Annotated in this window: 17 protein-coding genes; 8 read left to right on the top strand and 9 right to left on the bottom strand. The window is 61.9% G+C overall.

What is annotated here, in order from left to right:
• The first annotated feature begins 16 nt into the window (after positions 1–16).
• Positions 17–1,417: a conjugal transfer protein TraH gene (locus tag CA234_RS08875; protein ID WP_126001492.1), complete on the top strand. Its 1,401-nt coding sequence runs from the start codon at positions 17–19 to the stop codon at positions 1,415–1,417.
• Positions 1,418–1,439: 22 nt separating this feature from the next.
• Positions 1,440–4,256: a conjugal transfer protein TraG N-terminal domain-containing protein gene (locus CA234_RS08870; protein ID WP_126001445.1), complete on the top strand. Its 2,817-nt coding sequence runs from the start codon at positions 1,440–1,442 to the stop codon at positions 4,254–4,256.
• A gap of 6 nt (positions 4,257–4,262) precedes the next feature.
• Here CA234_RS08870 and CA234_RS08865 read toward each other — a convergent pair whose 3' ends face one another.
• Complete coding sequence (locus CA234_RS08865) at positions 4,263–4,478, bottom strand: hypothetical protein (RefSeq protein ID WP_126001444.1); 216 nt, start codon at positions 4,476–4,478, stop codon at positions 4,263–4,265.
• Positions 4,479–4,706: 228 nt separating this feature from the next.
• Here CA234_RS08865 and CA234_RS08860 point away from each other — a divergent pair, with 228 nt between their 5' ends.
• The 3 genes from CA234_RS08860 to CA234_RS08850 are packed head-to-tail and all read left to right on the top strand — an operon-like array spanning position 4,707 to position 6,216.
• Complete coding sequence (locus CA234_RS08860; RefSeq protein WP_126001443.1) at positions 4,707–4,889, top strand: hypothetical protein; 183 nt, start codon at positions 4,707–4,709, stop codon at positions 4,887–4,889.
• Between the two features lie 9 nt (positions 4,890–4,898).
• Positions 4,899–5,756, top strand: a complete 858-nt coding sequence (locus CA234_RS08855; RefSeq protein ID WP_126001442.1) for a hypothetical protein — start codon at positions 4,899–4,901, stop codon at positions 5,754–5,756.
• Between the two features lies 1 nt (position 5,757).
• Positions 5,758–6,216 carry a hypothetical protein gene (locus CA234_RS08850; protein ID WP_126001441.1) on the top strand — a complete coding sequence of 153 codons (459 nt, stop codon included), beginning with the start codon at positions 5,758–5,760 and terminating at the stop codon, positions 6,214–6,216.
• A 9-nt stretch (positions 6,217–6,225) separates the two neighbouring features.
• On the opposite strand, the gene CA234_RS08845 is transcribed toward CA234_RS08850, so the two are convergent.
• The gene (locus CA234_RS08845) at positions 6,226–7,272 is read right to left on the bottom strand and encodes a site-specific integrase (protein WP_241213401.1); all 1,047 of its coding nucleotides are present in this window, start codon (positions 7,270–7,272) and stop codon (positions 6,226–6,228) included.
• Between the two features lie 328 nt (positions 7,273–7,600).
• On the opposite strand from CA234_RS08845, the gene CA234_RS08840 reads away from it, so the two are divergent.
• Positions 7,601–8,221: a GIY-YIG nuclease family protein gene (locus CA234_RS08840; protein ID WP_126001440.1), complete on the top strand. Its 621-nt coding sequence runs from the start codon at positions 7,601–7,603 to the stop codon at positions 8,219–8,221.
• A gap of 34 nt (positions 8,222–8,255) precedes the next feature.
• Here CA234_RS08840 and CA234_RS08835 read toward each other — a convergent pair whose 3' ends face one another.
• The 3 genes from CA234_RS08835 to CA234_RS08825 form a co-directional block, all read right to left on the bottom strand.
• The gene (locus CA234_RS08835) at positions 8,256–8,885 is read right to left on the bottom strand and encodes a hypothetical protein (protein WP_206431147.1); all 630 of its coding nucleotides are present in this window, start codon (positions 8,883–8,885) and stop codon (positions 8,256–8,258) included.
• Between the two features lie 88 nt (positions 8,886–8,973).
• Positions 8,974–11,844: an N-6 DNA methylase gene (locus CA234_RS08830; RefSeq protein WP_126001439.1), complete on the bottom strand. Its 2,871-nt coding sequence runs from the start codon at positions 11,842–11,844 to the stop codon at positions 8,974–8,976.
• A 49-nt stretch (positions 11,845–11,893) separates the two neighbouring features.
• Positions 11,894–12,085, bottom strand: coding sequence for a hypothetical protein (locus CA234_RS08825; RefSeq protein ID WP_126001438.1), 192 nt, complete (start codon positions 12,083–12,085; stop codon positions 11,894–11,896).
• A 416-nt stretch (positions 12,086–12,501) separates the two neighbouring features.
• Between CA234_RS08825 and CA234_RS24835 the strand changes: the two genes are divergently transcribed.
• Both CA234_RS24835 and CA234_RS08815 read left to right on the top strand, forming a co-directional pair.
• A complete protein-coding gene (locus CA234_RS24835; RefSeq protein WP_164521754.1) occupies positions 12,502–15,354 on the top strand; it encodes an SEC-C metal-binding domain-containing protein in 2,853 nt (950 codons plus the stop codon).
• Positions 15,344–16,069 (top strand): hypothetical protein, encoded by a 726-nt coding sequence (locus CA234_RS08815; protein ID WP_206431146.1) that lies wholly within the window; start codon positions 15,344–15,346, stop codon positions 16,067–16,069. Before CA234_RS24835 ends, CA234_RS08815 begins: the two co-directional genes overlap by 11 nt.
• A gap of 634 nt (positions 16,070–16,703) precedes the next feature.
• Here the strand turns inward: CA234_RS08815 and CA234_RS08810 are convergent.
• The 4 genes from CA234_RS08810 to CA234_RS08795 form a co-directional block, all read right to left on the bottom strand.
• The gene (locus tag CA234_RS08810; RefSeq protein ID WP_126001435.1) at positions 16,704–17,360 is read right to left on the bottom strand and encodes a 2-dehydro-3-deoxy-6-phosphogalactonate aldolase; all 657 of its coding nucleotides are present in this window, start codon (positions 17,358–17,360) and stop codon (positions 16,704–16,706) included.
• Between the two features lie 8 nt (positions 17,361–17,368).
• Complete coding sequence (locus CA234_RS08805; RefSeq protein ID WP_241213400.1) at positions 17,369–17,857, bottom strand: peptide-methionine (S)-S-oxide reductase; 489 nt, start codon at positions 17,855–17,857, stop codon at positions 17,369–17,371.
• Positions 17,858–17,860: 3 nt separating this feature from the next.
• Positions 17,861–18,670, bottom strand: a complete 810-nt coding sequence (locus tag CA234_RS08800) for an alpha/beta hydrolase (protein WP_206431145.1) — start codon at positions 18,668–18,670, stop codon at positions 17,861–17,863.
• A 192-nt stretch (positions 18,671–18,862) separates the two neighbouring features.
• The gene (locus CA234_RS08795; protein WP_126001432.1) at positions 18,863–19,363 is read right to left on the bottom strand and encodes a DNA starvation/stationary phase protection protein; all 501 of its coding nucleotides are present in this window, start codon (positions 19,361–19,363) and stop codon (positions 18,863–18,865) included.
• Positions 19,364–19,472 lie beyond the last annotated feature (109 nt).

Here is a 19,472-nt window from a genome sequence, read left to right as displayed (position 1 = left end):
ATCGACTTGGCTGGGCCTGATGGCGGTGTCGCACTTCGCCCTGATCGGCGTTGCGCGCGCGGACGTCGCATCGGAGATGAACGGCTTCTTCAACGAGGCCGGCGGCGCCGCGAACGTAACCGGGCCGACGGCGTTTCAGGGGCAGTCGGCCGGCTATTATTCGCTCGGGAACGTGTGGACCCGCTTCCCCCAGAAGAGCGTGTCGCCGTTCAATCTGCAACTTCCAAGCGCCCGGGCAGGCTGCGGCGGGATCGACCTGTTCAGCGGCAGCTTCTCCTTCATCAACGCCTCCGAAATCGTGGCGATGCTGAAGGCCACCGCGAACAACGCCTTGGGCTTTGCCTTCAAGCTGGCGATCGATTCCGTGTCGCCGGAGATCGGCAAAGTAATGGACGAATTCAGCCAGAAGGCTCAACTGCTGAACCAGATGAACATTTCGAGCTGTGAAACGGCTCAGGCGCTCGTCGGCGGTATCTGGCCGCAGATGGATTCGACCCGCTCGACGATTTGCGAGGCGGTGGGCAACAGTCAGGGAGTGTTTTCCGACTGGGCGGCGTCGCGGCAAGGGTGCAACAACGGCAACAGACGTGACGCGACGATCGCCGGTAACACCGATGGCAGCATGAAGGATCAGCTCGTCGGTGAGCCGCACAACTATACTTGGGAAGCACTGAAGAAGTCGGCCAAGTTCGGCGCGTTCGATCAGTCGTTCTCGGAATATGTGATGACCCTGGTCGGGACGGTCGTCACAACGCCTTCGACCGATCCGGCCGTCGGCGGCAAAGTTGTCATGTTCGGCCCCGCGGAGGAGGCGGTGGTCACCGCACTCCTCGACGGGACGACGAATGCGCCGGCTGTGAAAATCCTGAAGTGCAACGATACCGACTGCTATGACGTCGGCGAGCAAACGCTGACCGTCCCGGCCTCTGCCGCACTTCGCCCCCGGATCGCCTCGATGATCAAGTCGATGAGCGGCAAAATCCGCTCCGATACGGCTTTGGACGCTGCCGAAAAGCAGCTCCTGAATATCGCAACTGTTCCGATCTACAAGATACTGGCCGTTCAAGCCTACGCGCATTACGCCCTGACCGATGGCGAGATCGAGACGCTGTCCGAGATCGTGGCGGTCGATCTCCTGGCGGCGATGCTGGACAACATGCTCGACCGTGTCGAGCAGGCCCAAACGCATTACCAGACTTTCGATCAGGCGACGGCGGCGCAGTGGAAACAGCAGATCGCTGCGACGCGCCTGAAATTCTCGCAGCGCGACGTCAAGCTCAACAACAAGCTTCAGGTGACGATGCAGATCATCAACCGCAGCATCATGCTCGAGTCCACCCTGCAGAATTCGATGACGCCCGGAATGTCGTCGGCGCTCAATTTCTCTCGCGGGCTCAACGCACAGGGCCTGATGTAGGGCAGCGGCAGGGGGTGGGACGATGTTGGAGGTCTTCACAGTCGGGGGTGGCGAGTATCTCGTCAACACCTTCAACGCCGTCGCGGCCTGGTCGGGGGGAGGGGGCTATCGCTCGCTCATCCGCGTCGTGCTGGTCATGGGCTTCATCTACTCGCTGTTCGTTGTCGCATTCACCCTCAACTTCCGCGCCTGGTTCAACTGGTTTCTGCAGTCGACGCTGATCTATCTTTGCCTGATGGTCCCGACCGTCGACATCAAGGTGACCGACCGGATCAATCCTTCCCTCGCTCCCGCCACCGTGTCGAACGTGCCGCTGGGTCTCGGGGTATTAGCCAGCTTCACAACGCAGATCGGCGACTGGCTGACCCGCACCGCGGAGACGGTCTTCGTGATGCCAGGAGAGCTCAACTACACCACCAATGGCATGGTCTACGGTGCGCGCTTGTTCGATGCGACGCGCAACTTCATCATCAGGGACGCCGAGTTTTCGACCAATCTCGAGGAGCACTTCAAGAAGTGCCTCTTCGGAGACGTCATGCTCTACCAGAAGTCGCTGACCAACCTCGCGCAGTCGAGGAACCTCTGGGTCGACATCGGCCCGGGATCGGAGGCTCGCTCGCAGGAGTGGCTGGAGCGGCAGGGCGATGGCACGGTCAACAACTTTATCGTTACCTGCCGTCAAGCGTACCAGATGCTCGATGCGCAGTGGGCGCCGATGATTGAGGCCAACACGCCGCTCTGGGGGAAGGAGCTCTATCCGAAGCTGAGCAACTCACTGGCGGGCGATAAGCTCAGGCACGACTTGCCAATCGCGAATGCCGCCTTCACGGGGGCAGGCAGCAGCTACACCGAAGCGATGCGCCAGAACACGGCGATCAATGCTTTCATGCAGGCGCGCAACAGCATGTCGGGTGGCACCGGCGCCGCGACCATCGACACCTTCGCGCAGACGCGCGCCGATATCCAGGCACGCAACACGTACAACTCGATTGCGCAGCAGGCGATGGCATGGGTGCCCATCCTGAACATCGTGCTGACAGTTGTGTTCTTCGCGATGTTCCCGGTGATCTTCCCCCTGTTTCTGATGCCACAAACGGGGGTCAGCACCCTGAAAGGCTATGCTGTAGGATTCTTCTATCTCGCGGCATGGGGACCGCTGTACGTCATCCTTCACATGATCTGCATGACGCGGGCAGAGGCGGCAGCGACCGGCGTGGCCGGCGGCGGCGTGACGCTCGGTTCATATGCCGGGATCGCGGCGGTGAATGGCGAGACGGCGACGATCGCCGGCTTCATGCTGATGAGCATACCGTTCCTCGCGGCCGGGCTTGCGCGGGGCGCCATGTCGATCGCAGGCCAGGCGACATCGATGCTGGCTCCCGCGCAGAACGCGGCCGAGGCGGCCGCGGTCGAGGCGACCACCGGGAACTACTCCTACGGAAACATGAGCTGGGCGAACGCGACTTCCAACATGCGGCAAAGCGACCAGTGGTCGATCGCCCCCAGCTTCATGGGCGGGTCGACCAGCGTTGGCTGGCGACAGGATAACGGCGCCGTCGTATCCGGGTTCGGTAACGGCCAGCACGTCATTGACATGGGCGGCGCGATCTCGCGTCTTGGTTTCACTCCGACCATGAACAGCGGCACCGTCTCCGAGTGGCGTCAGATGGCGAGCCAAGCGCATCGACAGGCACAGGCGTACGAGAACGCGGCTCAAGAGATTCTGACCAGTACGCACACCGACCGGAGCGCTTTCGGTACATCAACCGAACGCACGACCGGTTTCGAGGCTGGAACCGGGCGCTCCTTCAACACGAACGTCGAGCAATTCGATCGCACATCGGGGTCGAGCTCGCAGGGCCTCGAGGAGCGATCGTCCACCGGGCAAAGCCAACGCATCTCGGAAGGGCATGATCGGACGGCCGGGACGCTCGACCAGGTGCAAGGCAGCCTGACCGGTGGGATAGGTCGGAGCAGCGGCGGGCAGCGTTCGGGCAGCAACGGCAGGGCAGGTGGCCTCCTGCCGAGCGTGGGCGGATCGCTCGGTGTAAGCAGGACGGGAAGCCAACAAGACACATTACGGTATGGCACTGACGAGACGCGTTCGACAGATAGCTCAAGCTCGTCTTCGAGTGGTGTGCGTGACGAACATTCCAGTGGCAGTGGCGCCTCGACGTCGGACGGCACCTACGATCGCTCAGGCGTCTTTAGCCGAGCTTCTTCCACGTCTTCGTCCTCTCAAAGCACTGAGGACGCGCTAGCGCGAGCAAAGTCCTACTCAGAGGCAGCGCGTCGACTGGAGGAACTTTCTCAATCGCTTTCACGCGATGCGAGCTTTGCCGAGTCTCATGGCATGCAGCTAAGCGAGAATATGAGCCAGGACTTGGCCCAGTGGTATCGCCAACAGCAGGCTCTTCATCCAAACATGGACGCGCCAGAGCTTTGGGCTACCGACCTCACTTCACAGCAGAGGGCCGTCCGGGACCAGATGATACAGCAATGGTCTCAGGAAAAGCGCGATGACCTTTGGAATGAGATCAGCGGAGATATTAGGGAGCCGGCACTAGTCGACGTGAATCGCATTGGCATCGGTGGAAATAGTGACGTCCGCGCTTCGTATCGCCCTCACGGAGTTGGTCGCATTGGCGGCGCGCCGTTGGGCGGCGATCGAGACGCAGCTGCAAGTATAATCGCGGACGGCCGGGCTCGCCTTGATTCTGACCGAGCGGCTGCACAGGCTGCACGCACGAATCGCGGTCACGCGGCCGTGGATTTGCAGTCTTCAGTATCGGAAGATCACAATCGAGGATTCTTCAACGATCCAGACTTACGAAAATAGAGCCCCTCATACAGCTAAATAGAAATAGATCACGGTAGCGCCAAGTAACGCTATCGAGACTGCTCCGCCGATTGAGCGTCCGAGGCTCGTGGGCTCAGCTTCCCCCTCGGAATGCTCGCTATAATCCTCGCACAGCTCATGAGGCTCTCGATCGATGAGCCTGAGAATGGGGCCGCCCGGATTATCCTGCGTCGAGAGATAGGTCGTCGTATCAAGCATCATCGTTATCCTAGGTGATGATATCATGGCCTTAAGTGCAAGCCAATGACCGCGCCGTAACCGATCCGGCCTGCGTGACGAATATAAGCGCGGACTGGCGATCGATTGCGAGGAGCCGACGCACGGAGGGGGCGAGCGTGCGAAGGGCGGTGCGAACGTCCGCCGCTATGCGGCGGAACCAATCGGGAACCAGACCTTTACTCCGAGGCGGATAGGACATAGATTATCGCCATGGCCACGATCCTCTCTTCACGCGAACAGGCTGAGACCGGTGCTCTGGCGCGCCGTGTGGGCGGCTATGACGTGATGATCCGGCTCGAAAGAGAGCTCAAGAGGATCCAGGATGCTGGCAAGACCGGCAAGATCGAGCGCGATCCGAAGACCAAGCAGCTCCGCGTCGTCGCAGTCGCGTAGTTCGCTGCTATGGCGCTGACGCTTTCGGTCATCGCCGGCATTGCTCTGCTCCTTCCCGGACTGTTCGCGGTCCTGTTCTGGAATGTGCGAGCGCGGCGCCATTCCGCCTCTCGCCCAGACCTCCCGATCACGGCCGTGAGCGTGCTCGCCATCTCTATCTGCGTGTCGATGATGGCCCATCTGACGATGTGGTACGTATTCTTCGCGGGCCGGTTGTTCGCGGTGCGGGTCGGTGACGGATTGACCTACTTGGCACCTGAACTAGCGCTGCCCCCGCCGCTGGCCAACCCCATAGAGACCATCGTGCAGCTTACCCACGGCACGGCGACGAGCCCAGGCGAGGTGGCATTGGTCGCGGTCACCATTCTGTTGGAGATCGCCTTTGTAGCAGCCGTGGTCGCGGACGATGGCTTCGACCTGATGCTCGAGGGCATGGACCTCAACAATCAGGGGTGGGTCTACACGTATATCATCCGGCCCGCACAGAACGACTACCGCCCGCTAGCATATGTGCTCACCACGCTCCAAAAGGACAATCTCGGTATCGGATTCCGCGGTGTCGTCGCTGATATTCGGCAAAGCGAACGCGGTGAGACATTGGCGCTGAGCCTCAGCGAGCCGGAGCGTTTCCTGTTCGAGCTGAATGCCGGAAAGGATGGGGGTGGATATGGCGGTGAGGCCAGCGAGCCAAGCTTCGTGCGGCATAAGGATGAAGGCGTCGGCGATGTCGTGTCGCTCGACGGCAAGGTCATTCAGAACATCGTGATTTCCAATCCGCAGGCGAAGCGGCTGCAGGAGCTCAAGTCGCTTCTAGACGCAGGTGGCATACCGGCGACGCCGGAAGAGCCGTCCTCGGAGGATCGCTGAGATGCTCAGCGCAATGTTTATCCGTGCGGTGATCGTCGTGAGTATGCTCGTCGCGGTAGCGGCGATTCTCGGCGGTCTGGTCTTGCTGCTTCAACGACCATGGTGGCCGTCAGTCGTCTTTCAGACCGGGCAACGACCGCGAGCCTATGCTCCTTGGCTAATCGGGACATTTGCGGCGGTTGCGGTGCTTGGCTACACCTTTCTCGGTGGGGCGGGGCTGGCGGTGGCCACGCTGCTTTGGTTCATCCTTGCGCCAGCGGTGATCGTCCCCCGCGCGACCAAGGCGGCGTGGAATGCCGACACCGAAGAGCAGAGGACAGCAGCGCTCGCGGTCCGCAACCGGGTCCGGCTCGCTGCGCGCCAGTCCAAACTCGACGGCACGGAGTGCTGGAACCAATATGTGCTCGATCGAGCCCGAGCCGAGCGACAGGCGGAGTATCAGCCTCCGGGCGCAGGCTAAGCAGCCACCTCACAGGAAGCTCTCTCCGGCATGGTTCTTGAACCTTTCGGCCGAGCGGACATAATCCGACAAGATCTGCACGGTTTTGTGCCGACTGACCTCCTGCATTTTGAAGATCGTTGCGCCTCGGCTTGCCGCTTCGGTCAAAAACCCGGAGCGTAACGAGTGTCCTGAAAACGTGCTCGCGTCGAAGCCGGCGTCTGAGGCGCAACGCTTGACGAGCCGCGCTACCGCTCTGTCGGACATCGGCGAGGCGGTGAGCTCGTCTCCGCGGGTCAAGCGGCGGAACAGCGGCACTCGCTTTGCTTCAGCCTCAGTCCGTTCCAGGCCGGCTTCGAGGATCCGCACCGCGTCGATCCATTCGAGCAGCAGCGCCTTCGGCATGATCTGAGCGCCTTCCGGGATGGCGATCGTTGCGCCTTCTCCTGCCTGGTCGGTCTTGGTCGACCCGAGGTACAACTCGAGCCCTTTTTCATGTAAGCCGACGCTTCCCATCGTCAGACTCACAAGCTCGGATCGGCGCAATGCCGCGGCCATGCCGATCGCAAGGACCGCCCGGTCGCGTTTTGCCCGCAACCCCGTACCTTTGATCTCGGCAAGCATGCTCAGCAGCGCTGCAGCGTCGGCCGCACTCTTGCGAGATTTCCGGATCGTCTTGGTGTGGCGGATGCCGGCGAGCGCCTCGCGGAGGCCGCCGGCGGCCGGGTGCGCGGTCGGCGCAGGGTAGTTGCTCGCCCGGTGGTGGTGTCCGATCGCGGCGACGCGCCGCTCGATCGTCGATGCTTTGAACCCCGCCGTGGCTTGGTTGGCCACAAACGCGGCGATCTGCTCCGGATGCGCCGGCATGGACGCAAGCCCGCGCGATCCGCACCATTCGCAGTAGATGGCCCAGTCTGACCCGTAGGCGCGGTGAGTAGCGGCGGCACGCGCGGCCTCCTTGAATGCCGCGGCCTGCTCGAGGTCCTCGCGCAGGTTAGCGAGCATGCCGTCTTGCGACGCCAGCGCCGGCACGACACCTCCGTCCGAACCAGCTTCATCGTCCGTTGCTTCGTCCACCACGATCGCTACCGCCTCATATCGGACGGGTTTGGCATCCCTTCCGCGCCTTGTCACATATGTCCGATAAGGCATCTTATCGGACATATGAAGAGACTTGGCTCTAAGCTATATTGCCTCGTCGCGCTTATACAGCGAATGGCGTCTCTTGAGGACAAACCCGTCGTTCCCATGCGGCATATCGAGCGTCAGCTCTTGTCAGATGCCGACGTTCAGCGCTTGTCCGCACGGCGTGACGTTGCGACTTAAGCTGGGCCGGTAAGCGACCGTCCGGGTTGGCGCCGGGGCGGTTGATCCCGTCAGCGCGCAGACTGAAAGTGTTAGAGCTATGGCTGTTTACTTCATCTTCCAATTGAGCGCTGGCGAGCCATTGCTGAAGATTGGACGCGCCAAGGACATTTATCAGCGCCGCGACGCTCTGCAGACTGGAAATCCGCATACGCTGGTGCTGGTCGGGTGGATAGAGTCCGATGCAGAAAGCCTCCTTGAGGCAGAGTTGCACCGCAAGCATCATGCGCGCCGCGTCGCAGGCGAGTGGTTCCGTCTCCAGCCCGCCGAAATTCTGGAGGATCTCATGTGCGCCGGCAGCGATGGCTTCGTCGCGCGACATGCCGACGCATTCGAAATTATCGGCCATGATCGTGACGCAGTCCCCGAATATCTCGGCGTCTGGGAATGGGGCGACCTCGAACTCGAAGAATGCTGTCCATTTTGCGGCGCCATGTGCGGTATGCATTTCCAGGAGGCGTCCCAAGCCTATCACTGCATCAGCTGCGGGCGTCTGAGCGATTTCTTCGATCAGACGCCGGACTTCGACACTGAAGAGGAATATCGCGCCTGGCTGGCGGACAATCCTCCGCCTCTCCCCCGAGGAATGGATCGGTTCGCGATTCTGGGCGGCGCACCGGATTATCCCGAGCATCTTCGCCGCAATGGCCGTCTGCGTTAGTCCGTCAGCGCCGGGCTGAGATCCGTGATCGCGTCTACATCTCGATCCAGAGATGATCGATCTGGATCGGTTCGAGGCCGGCGCTCCGGATATGGCGCGATCGCAATGCTGCCGTGCGCCGCAGGCCGTCATGGGCGATCATTGCAAGCTTGTCCGCGGCCGACCAATTCTCGGTCGCATCCTTGACGATACCGTCGATCCAGCTGGCGATTTCCGCTTGCCAATGGCCGATGTCCTGGGCCTGGACATAGCCTATCATCGCGGCTTGTTCATGACCCGCACCGTGATGTCCGGCCTTGAAGCGCTGCACGCCGCCGGTGGAGCTGAACCGGCTGATCAGATATTCGCGCTCGTCACGATCGCTGCCCGATGGCGTGGGCAGTCGCTTGCATTCGATCGGAAGCAAAGTGCGGTACTCGGTGTATTCGCGCCCCTTTATCCAGATCAACTGACCGCTCGGCGCAACGGCGAGATCGATTGCGCGCCGCCCGTCCGCCTCGTCCGGCTCTTCCCGTCGGAATTGCAGAAAGTCCCAGCCCGGTGTGTGCCGCGAAACGCTGTTGAGGCGCGCGCATAGCTGCGCCGTAAGTTTCGTCTCACCTGTTGCAGCCTCGCGCACCGGATCGTCACGCCAGTTCGGAAGGATGCCGCCGATGAACGTCACCAGTGCGCCAAGCCACTCGCCGGGAAGATGGACGCCGGTTCCGAGTGATCCTGCCCGAGCAATGCTTTCCCCTCCATCCGCCAACATCTCAGAAGCCCTGCGCGCGCAAATCGGCGAGGATGTCGTCGGCATCGCGCAAAGCGACCGAGCGTGTCCAGAAACGATGTCGATCAGGTTTCAGCAGGAAGACGAAGCCCTGATCGTAGAGACGGGTGATCCGGGTGATCGTGAGGCCGGACCCGCGGCGCTCGTACAAAAGGCCGTCAAGCTTATGCCGTAGCGCTTCGGCATCTGCCCAGTCGACCTGTCCATCACCGAAGACGTAAGCCCGGCAAATCGCGCCGGACCAGTGATAGGATGGCAACGCCCGCACGGGGTTGCGGCCGTAAACAGCATTGATCTGCTCGAGGAGGGTGCTGTCGAATTGCTCGAGCGCATCGGCCGGCGCTCTATGCATGAGCTTGGCGCGCGTTCCCAGTCGAATGAAATCACGCTGAAAGGCGACGATGTCGTCGGTCAGTATCCGTTCGTTGGCGCTCAGGTCGAGGTTGCCGTCCTCGGGGAAGGGGAGCGCAAAAATATCGGCATTGAAGACGGCGGTTGCCCGCTGTGTGAAGAGCCGCGTACTGATGCCGGCAACATAAGCCTTGAGCGCGACATGCTCTCGGTCGAGCCACTCGGCGACCGATGTGAGCCGCGCGACGTCGCCAGGTGCGGAAAAACCAACAATTTCATTCTTGAAGGCGAGATATCCGTCCTGCCAGACGTCGCTGTGAAGATCCTGATGCTCCTTGATCAGCAAAAGCGGCGCCTGGAAGCGACGGCTGGTCTTCGGATCCTTGATCGGCGCATCCGGTACCACGGTGATCCGATCGGCCTCGATACCATCTGGGCCAAGTGCATCGGTCGGAAGAAGGGGTCGGCCGATCAGGTGGTCGACGTTATTCGACGCATTCTTCTGGCCGCCGAAATAGCCTTCACCGGCATCCCACCCATGCTGCAATGCATATTGCTCGAGTGTCGGAAACTGCCGAAGTCGCTCGATGAAATCCAGAACCCTGCTTCCGCCGAGCAGATTGGCGCGCCAGATATCGCGTGATGCGACAGCGACCGCGTTGGCGAACCAATGCATGTCATAATAGTCGATGTCGAAGCCCTGCTCGGCGCTGGCCCGGCCATTGCGCCGAAACACGGCATGGAGCAGACGGCTGTCCGGGCTGGGCTGGGCGGCTTCCGCAAGGATGACGACGACCTTGGGATCCGCGTCGCCCTTTTTGAAAAGTCCGCGTACGGACACGAAGTCGAGCACCTCTCGCACCGTCCACCGGCTGAAAAAGGCTTGCCGGAATGTGAGGGCGTGCTGGTTGTACAGGAAGCCGGACGGCTCGATCATGGCAAGCACCCCGCCGGGGGCAAGCAACTCCATCGCTTCGTGCAGGAACAGATAGGCAAGCTGGTTGTCGGCCAAGCTGCCATGGGCCTTTTTGTATGCAGCATAGCACCGCTTCGCGCCATCGGTCGTCAGCTTGGACTCGAATGGCGGATTGCCCACCACCACCGCGACCGGTGCCGTGACCAATCCACGCGCCTTCGCCTCGAAGAAGCAGCTTCCGTGAAGCGTATGGTCACCCAGCGGCGGGAAGAGCTTGACGCTGGACCGGATATCCTCCGGTTCGAGCGCATCGCACAAGCTGAGGCAAAGGCTGAACGCAGCGAGCTCGACCGCGCCTTCCTCAAGATCGATTCCATGCACGCGCTGCAGTAGCGGACGAAGCTCGTCAACGCCGGGACGCGCCCAGCCATTGCGCCAGCGCCAGTGGAGCACCAGCCGCTTATAGGCTTCGACGAGAAACACCCCCGACCCGCATGCCGGATCGAGGATGACTCCGTCCCCGTCCATGAGCGCGTCGATCCGCTTCCAGCTGAGCGCCTCCTCGAGGATCAGCCGGACCAAAGCCGGCGGCGTGTAGATCGAACTCGCAGCGTCCTTGACGAACAGCTGGTAGATATTGCTGATCAGCTCGACCGGCAGATCGCGGAACGAGTAGAGCCGCCACAAGCTAAGCTGCCCCGACGAATCTTCATATCCCTCGACAAGCCGTGCATAGCTGGCGAGTCCCTCGCTGACGGTCAGAGCCGCCCGCTCGGAATCCTTCAACCGGAAGACATGGCCATTGAAGCGTTCCTCGAGCGCTTCTAGCAAGGTCACTAGCGCCGGACCATTTCCTAGCACCTGGAAGAACTGCGTCGCGCCGGGCAGGGCGCGATCGAAGTCGTCGGGCAACAGCACCGAGCGTTCTTCCAGATAGGCGATCAGCAGCGACAGGATGAGAAGCCGCCGTTGCAAGCCTGCGTCTAGCAGCTTGCGCTCGCTCATCTGCTTCGCGAGCCCACGCACTTCCTCGACGAGCTTGCGATGGGCGGACTTCTTCGCTGACAACATCAGCCGGCAGGCATCGGGATCGTCCCAGATCGCCCCGTTGCGGATGCGGCTCGCATCCCACCACACGTCCTGGGCGGCGATCTCAGCGCCAATCGTCAAAGTTCGGATCGGCCGGCAGACAGGCGTGCCGTCCGGCCCGAGAAAGTCGGGCTCGTGCGCACACCGGAATAGCTGAATGCGGCCGGGCCCGGCCCGATAGACGATGGGAACGCCACCCCAGCTCCACAAGCGCTTGTGGAGTTCCGCGAACTGCCCATCATCGCCATGATCGGTTATGTCGAAGATCAGCGCCTGCGCTACCGGTGCGCGACCATGGCGTCCGGCTTCGAAGAAGACCGCGCGCGCGCCATAGGCCGCCGCCTTCTCGACCACGGCGACCTCTTCGGGCGGGCGCCCTTCAGGTGTGTAGTCTGCAATGGCGACTAGCCCGTCGACGACGGGAAGATCGCCACCGCCACCGATGGCGAATAGCCATTCCGCGCCGACGAAACTGGAGCCGGGGCTGTGGAGCGTCATCGCCGCCTCCTCAGCGAGGATGCGACCGGCCGACAAGGCTGACGTCGGATCACTTCTGCCGCTTCTTTTTCGAGAGCGCGTAGCCCTCCTTGAGAAGGTCGGTCATGCTTAGCCCTTGCGATGCGGCAAAGCCTTTGAACTCGCGCTTGAATTCCTCGGTGACCTTGAAGTTAAGCGTCTTTCCCTTGTCGCTGTCGGACACGGATTCCTGCTCGGTTGCATCGGTCTGCCGGCTAGCCATGTCGAGGATCCTCAAACAGCGACCGCCCCAAGGTCGCAAAGTCAAGAAAGACATACAGATTTCCGACTCTCTGGCAAGACCGAAAGCCAGAGGGTCAGAATATTGGAAAGCCAGAAATAATGAAATCTGAGTCATGCTCGCTTCCGTTGCAGCGAAGGGCAGAGCTTAGCATCGGAACATATAGAGACCATGAACAATTGACGCTAGCTTGCGTCATCGCGCGTGCATCCCACGCCGCGGCGCAGCGGAGATAGAGCCACGGTGCCCGCGCGAAGCGGTCAGCCGCCAACCTCGTCGGCCGCACCACGCCCGAAATCATGATCTGGATCATCATCTCCTTGAGAGGCTCGCCAGGATGGATATCAGAGGAGATCGATCCAGGGGGCTGGACAGCAGATTCGGGGGAGCAGTGGCCAATGGAGGAGGAAGAGGCCAAGGTCATCGACGCGCGGCAGCTGGTTCGCATCGAGGCTGTACATCGCGGTTTCCTGTATCAGCACATCTATGCGTCGATATGCCTGCTGATGGCAGGCAGCGCTGGGGTCGAGCGGATCATCGTCGAGCACGACGAGGACGTGGAGATCGTCCTGCCCGATCGGCATGTCTATGTTCAGATCAAGACGCGCCAGGGTGATCTGGCGAGCGGAGACATCAGCGGGGCGCTCGACCGGTTCGACGAGATCCGCAAGGCGCACGCAGATGGCAACCGAGCCGGGGAAGCCTCCTTCGTCATTGCGTCGAACGCGGCGCCCAATGGGCCGCTGAAGGAGAAGCTGGCGGCTGCCGATTGGCCGAAGGATGTGGCCTTGCACTGGCCAGAGGGTCCGAAGCCCGAGGATGCTTGCCTCCCGGTGCCGCCAGCAAGCGTCCCTGACGCAATCGAGGCCTCCTCGGCCTTTGCAGCGGACCTCCCGCTTGGATTGCTGCGTCCGGACACCTTGACCTGGAAACTCGCGAGCATGGTCATGTTTGCGTCCGCAGGCGCACCGCCGCGAACGGATCACAGCTTCGCGCGGGAGGAACTACCCGACCTGTTCGAGCAGCTCGCCGTCCAGATGCAGGAGCTTCCCACCCCGCCGGCGCCTTATCGGGCACAGATCAACGAGCCTGCGCTGCTGGGCGATGAGAAGGTCCGGATCGTCTCGGGTCTGTCCGGTGCGGGCAAGACCGCCTGGGTCGCCGAGGCGGTTGTCCACGCGCCGCTGCCGGTCACCTATCTCGACGTGGTGGACATGCCCGGTGCGGCGCTGGCGACGGCGGTCGCGCGCGAGGTCGCGGGCAAGATGTTCGGGCGGTCGAGCGGGAAGCTTGGCGAGATATTCCTGCCCGGCGCCATCGGCCTCGACATGCTGGGGGCGCTCAGCGTCAAGCTCGGCGAAGAGGCGATTGCGGCGCATTTGGTGATCGACAATGCGCACCGCGTCCCGCCAAGCGATCTTGAGGCAATTGCAGCGCGCGCACCCAATCTGCGCATCCTGCTGCTGTGCCAGCCGGGCGCGGCGGTGACCGAATTGGAGGCAAAGCTAGGCATCAAGGCGGAAACGCTGAACGGCTGGGATGAGGACACGATTGCGGCGGCGGCGCATGATGCCGGATGCCAGGCCGACTTCGCCGATTGCGAGCGGCTGTCACGGCTGACGGGTGGCTTGCCATTCTATGTCATCAACGCGGCGGTCGTGGCGGCGCGCGAATATGGCGGGGCCATCCGAGATTTCTGTGCCGATGTCGAAGCGCAATCCCATATCGTCGAGACCGCGCAGGAGATCATTCTCAAGCGCGCATTCGAGTCCCTTTCGACGGAGGATCGCGAGACCATTGCAGTGCTGAGCGTGGCAGATGTGGCGCTGTCGCGGGACGAGGCGATGAACCTGCTGATGGGTGCCGCCGGCCTCGAGAAGAAAGCGGCCGCACTCAGGCTCAAGGCGCTTCCCGCGACGGGCGCGATGGAGATGTTCGGCAATAGCGGCTTGAAGATCCACGACGCAATCCGCGTCCTTGCGACGGCGGACCTCGGTGCCCGCGGCAAGGAGGTGGAGGAAAAGGCCAAGAGCGCGCTTCTCCAGGTGATGATCACGTCGATCCGCGAGGATTGGTCCATCGCGAAGCTTGGTCTCCTGATCAGGCTGTTCGGACAGGTGGGTGATGCCCGGATCCTCGTGGAGTTCGCGACCGACGAGCTGTTTCACGAGATGGGCGTTTGGCCGGAGATCGAGCCCTATCTGCTGGCGATCGCGGCCAATGAGGAGGCCGACCCCGAAACGCGGCTATGGGCGCTCGACGGCCTTGCCTTCAACGATCTGCGTGATGGGGAAGCCGAGCCTGCGCTCGAACGAACCAATGCGATGCGCGCGCTACTCGAGGCCCATGACCTGGGCGACGATGAATGGCTCGCCTGTGGCATGAAGCGCATGCTCGCGTGCGCGAGACTAGGCGATGCGGATGGCGTCAAATCTACGTCCGACGAGGTGGAGAAACGCCTCCCGGACAAATCCGAACATCGCCGCATCTTCCGCTACAATCGCGCCTGGGCGCTGTTCAAGCTTGGTCAGCGGGAGGCCGCAGCCGAAGAGGCAAATGCCCTCGTCGGCGAATATTATGATGCACTCGGGCTTAAGCCGGCAGACGTGTTCGGGCGTAATGCGCCCGAGCTTCGACCGCTGCTCCCGGCGGGCAAGGACGTCACCGACACGGTCAAGCATCTGGCCGACTCTCTCGATCTTCTGGCGCAGTCGATGGGTCAGTTCAGCCCGCGATCGGCGCTGACGCGTATCCATGCGATGAAGTTCTACGAGCTGGCGCAGGCCTATAATTCGCTGGTGCGCGTCGGGCAGGACCTGGTCGACGAGTTCGTCGATGCGCATGATTTCATCGGTGCGCGGGAGGTGCTCGAGAAGAACGTCTTTCCGTTCGTCCAGGCGATCGGGCTCGTCTCCTGGGTCCTGCCGGTCCGGACGCTCTATGCCGTGGTGCTGGCCTATTGCGGTGACCACGACGCTGCTGCAGCCGAGGTCGCGCGGCTGGGCCCGTATGAAGAGGCAATGGTGCCGGGACATCGGGAAGCGTTTCAAAACCAGAAAAGGCTGATCGAGGACCTGCGCCGTCGTGGCGGACCGCCCCAGCGCCGTGTGGAAATCCCGGCGCCGCTCCAAGCCCTGTTCGACCAGCGACGTGGCGCCCCGCGCGCTGTCGAGCCGCGCCGGAAGGTCGGCCGCAATGAGCGCTGCCCCTGCGGGTCCGGCAAGAAATACAAGCAGTGCCATGGTCGCTGATCGGAAACGCCCCGGCAGCGACGCGATGGATCAGCATGACTTCATCGCCAGCATCTTCGAGGCCGCTGGCGGGGAGCCGGTCGATGCGCTTGTGCCGGCGGGCTACACGGGTAAGCGCGCGGATATCCTGTTCCGGAGCGACGGCATCATCGCCGAGATCAAGTCGCTGACCAGCGATCGGCGAAATGATCCCAAGGTCGGCGAGAAACTGGGCGAAATGCTCGCGCGCGATCCAGCAGGCCCGGTGATTTTCGGTGAGGTCACCATCGGCCTTCATGACCTGCCCGGTCATTTGGCGGAGAGCGCGCTCCGCGAGGTGGGCGACCGGGTCCGAAAGGAGGTGTCGTCGGCCGGAAAGCAAATCGAGGCGACCCGGACGATCCTCGACATGCCTGAGGCCTATGGTTTGCTCGTGTTCGTCAGCCCTCCGGACAGGATCGGGCATCAGTCGATCGCGTGGTTGGTCAACGATATCGTCCGCCAGTCCGCGGATCGGTGCAAGCTCGATGGATTGCTCGTCATGGAGACCGCGCTCGGCCTCGGTGATCCGGAGGGGATCAACGCCAACAGCTTCTCATCGGTCTGGTCGATATCGGGCCGTCCCCTGCACGAAGATTTCGGTAACTACCTGGGCAAGGCCTGGGAGCAAATGACCAGTCAGCCGGCACGAACCGCGGAGGTCGGGACTTTCACCCGACTGGGGTCCGCAGAATAAGGATCAGGACTGACGGGCGGAAATGCGTTCCGATCCACAATTTGATGATCCGGACGCAGCGGGTCAGAGGGAACATCGATATCAGGGAAAGCTGGAGACGTGGCGGGCGTCTAGCTGTCATACTGGCCGCTGTCCCACGGCGCGAAGAACGCCACATAGCTGCCGGGTTGTGCCTCGACGGCCCAGGGAGCGTCTTCGTTCTCCGGCGTGCGGGCACCTCAATCAGGTCGTCCGGGAAGCCGCGATCGCGAAAAGCGAGCACATCCTCATCCCTGTCGTCTTGGCCGAGGTCCGCTTCTAGGATCGGCGAACTAATTGAAGAATGGCCAATATCTGGGCGCCTCGCTGGGAGTCCGCTTCGGAGCATTCCATCGGCAGCTCTTGGTAAGAGCAGATGTTCCCGGTGATCGATCTGAACGACCGACTCTGGTCGTGACCTGCGGTCTGATTTAATATCAACTAGGCCAGTGTTTGCAGCCAAGACCGATCTGCTCGAAATGCTGTAACTTCCGCCCGTCCACTGTTCCATCAGCTAGCACGTTATGCGCATGGGCATTCTACTGTTCTTGCACTGCATCACCGCCGAACATTCGAGTCGGGCCCACGCAATGCCATATCCCACGAGCAATCCTGCCTATCCATTTGGCGTAAGTGCACTGAGAGCAGCCACAAACGCCTCACCTCGTGCCCGTACCTCGAGATGCGTCATGCCAGCCGAGTAGAGCGCTGATCCTAACCCAAAGCCGGCAGCGCCTGCCGATCGCCAGCGCCCCATCGTTTCTGGAAGGATACCGCCGGTCGGGAGTATGCGAGTTCGTTGCGGCAGGACCGCCAGCGAAGCCTTTACGAACACCGGGGTGAAACCCTCGGCCGGAAACAGCTTAAGTGCCGCCGCACCTGCCGCTATCGCCGCGTATGCTTCTGTGGGTGTCGCGAAGCCCGGCAGCGCCGCCATGCCTCGCTCGGACGCGGCGGCGACGATGCGAACATCCGTGTTTGGCGCGATGACCAGCGTACCGCCGGCATCCTCGACCCTTGGGACATCCTCGACGTGAACGACGGTCCCTGCCCCCACGATCGCGCGTCCCGCAAGGTGCTTTGCCAGAAGCTCGATACTGAGCAGCGGCTCCGGCGAGTTCAGCGGTATCTCGATTAGGCCGATGCCCACTTCTACGAGCGCTTCGCCGATCGCCTCTACTTCCACAGGACGGACGCCGCGCAGGATCGCTATGAGCGGGCAGCGTTCGAAAGCGTCGTTGAACGAACCGATATGCGAAGGCTGATGCGTCATGGGACTGCTCATTTCGAGGGCAGCGCGATATCTGCGTACTCTCGGCGGATGAAATCGAGCTTCGGATCGATGTACCGACGGCAGAACGGCCGGCTAGGGTCGGTGCGATAGTAGTTCTGGTAGCGCTCGTCCGACGGTAAGAAGCCGATGAAGGGGATTACCTGCGTGTGAATTTCCTTCGCAGCTTCTTCCGCGAACCGGCGCACTGCCCGCTCAGCTTCCGCAAGTTGGTTAGGTTCGAAGGTGTAGACCGCGCTGCGGTACTTCCCGCGGGGTGAACGTGCTCTGCCTGAAGAGTGTGTTCTAAGATGCACTTCGGCCAGCGTCTCCAGGCTGATAACGGACGGGTCAAACGTTACGATGACGCCTTCGGCCCAGGTGTCCGCGGGAGGCTCGGACTGCAGGAAGCCCTGGTCTACTTGGGTGACCCCTCTGAGCGCCTGAAAAACGCCTTCGGTGCACCAATGGCAGCCGCCGCCGAAGCCAATCTTCATCATTTTCTACCTCGGGTAAGCGGGTGCAGCGCCGCTCGTTCGATGGAGGGAGCGACCGGCGTTGATGAACGCCGCGATACGACGCCCAACTGCGTCCGCCGCCTCGACGTGAGGATAGTGGCCGGCGCCCTCTACCATCATCGCTTCTGCGTTGAGCTGCGCAGCGAGCATTTCAGCCTCGGCGCCGGGATCGGAGAAGTCCGGGTCGTTGGTGCCCATCACTACAAGCGCCGGAACGGCACTGTCGTCCAGGATGGCCGCAGTGTCCGCTTTTGACAGCGAGAGCATCTTGAGGAGCGCGTCCATTCGACCCGGCTCTTTCAGGTTGCGGGCGATTGCCCGCTTGACTTCGGTATGGTCGGGCGCTCGTAGCTTCGTAAAAAGGCTAGCCCAGTAAGTCGTCCAGAACCATATGCGCCATGGTCCGGCGAAGCCGATCGTAAGAGCGAGCTTCTGTACCGTGGAGAGTGGAAGATCGCGTACGATCGGCCCCAGCAAGACGACTCCGTTGACCAGGTTTGGCGCTTCCTTCGCCGCCCATAGCGCGGCCCCTGCGGCAAAAGAGTTGCCCAAGATGAATGCCGGCCCAGCATCTAGGTGTCGGATGATGGCCACCGCGTCACGGCCGACGGCGCGGGCTGAATAGTCATCCCATTGAGACGACGTTTCGCCAAAGCCGCGGACGTCCATCGTAACGACCCGCATCCCCGCCTGCTGCAGGATCGGCTTCAGGTGCCGATACTCTGATCGCAGATCGCCCATCCCGGGAATGCCGAGAACGATCGGACCTGCGCCTCCCGTGTCGTCGAACGCCACGGCACCGCCCTCATGTTGCACGAATTGCGTGCGCAATTGGCCAGCGTTCATATTGATCCCTCACAATATCAGATCGACAAGCCGCGCGGATCGGCCTTCGGCTAGCGTCATGGCGTTCGGCGCCCCGGCGGCTTGCTATTGTCTGGAAGGCGCGATCGGTTTGCCCGAGCAGCGATGTCTAGATTGCGGTGGTCAGCTGGGCCGGCTGGCTTCGAAGAGGAACCATGCGCGCCGTTCCGCTTCATCGGTCCATGTGTCGATGAGGCCAGAGGTGGCGTTATCCTTCGCGTCGTCCGCCACCTCCTTCGCGCGCCGGAACGCCTCCACCATGTGCAGATTATCGGCCCTCAGCTCGGCCAGCATGTCCTGCGGCGTCACGAACTCGGCATCGTTGTCCTTGATGGTCTGGTGGCGTGCGATGTCACCGATCGATGTGAGCGTACGATTGCCCGTCTTCCTGGCACGCTCGGCGATCGCATCAGTGACGGCGAGAATCTCGGCCGCCTGTTCGTCGAGTAGGAGATGATAGTCCCTGAAATAGGGACCAGAGACGTGCCAGTGAAAATTCTTGGTCTTCAGATAGACCGCGTAGCTGTTCGCGAGGATGATCTTGAGCGCATCGGCTACGGTCATCGTTGCGGACTCGTCGAGGTCAGTGGGAGTTGCAACTGGCGCAGGACTGGCGTTAATCATCGAGAAGCTCCCTGAATGGTGGCTTTCACAGGAGCCGGCATCGATTCCCCTTCGGCCGCTGAGGCCGACAGAATGAGTTTGCCTCAGATCGATGTCCAATAACCAGCGG

This window comes from Sphingomonas sp. ABOLE, assembly GCF_003950455.1.
Lineage (GTDB): Bacteria > Pseudomonadota > Alphaproteobacteria > Sphingomonadales > Sphingomonadaceae > Sphingomonas > Sphingomonas trueperi.
The sequence above is the reverse complement of the archived record's forward strand: the minus strand, read 5'-3'. Positions and strand labels throughout refer to the sequence as shown.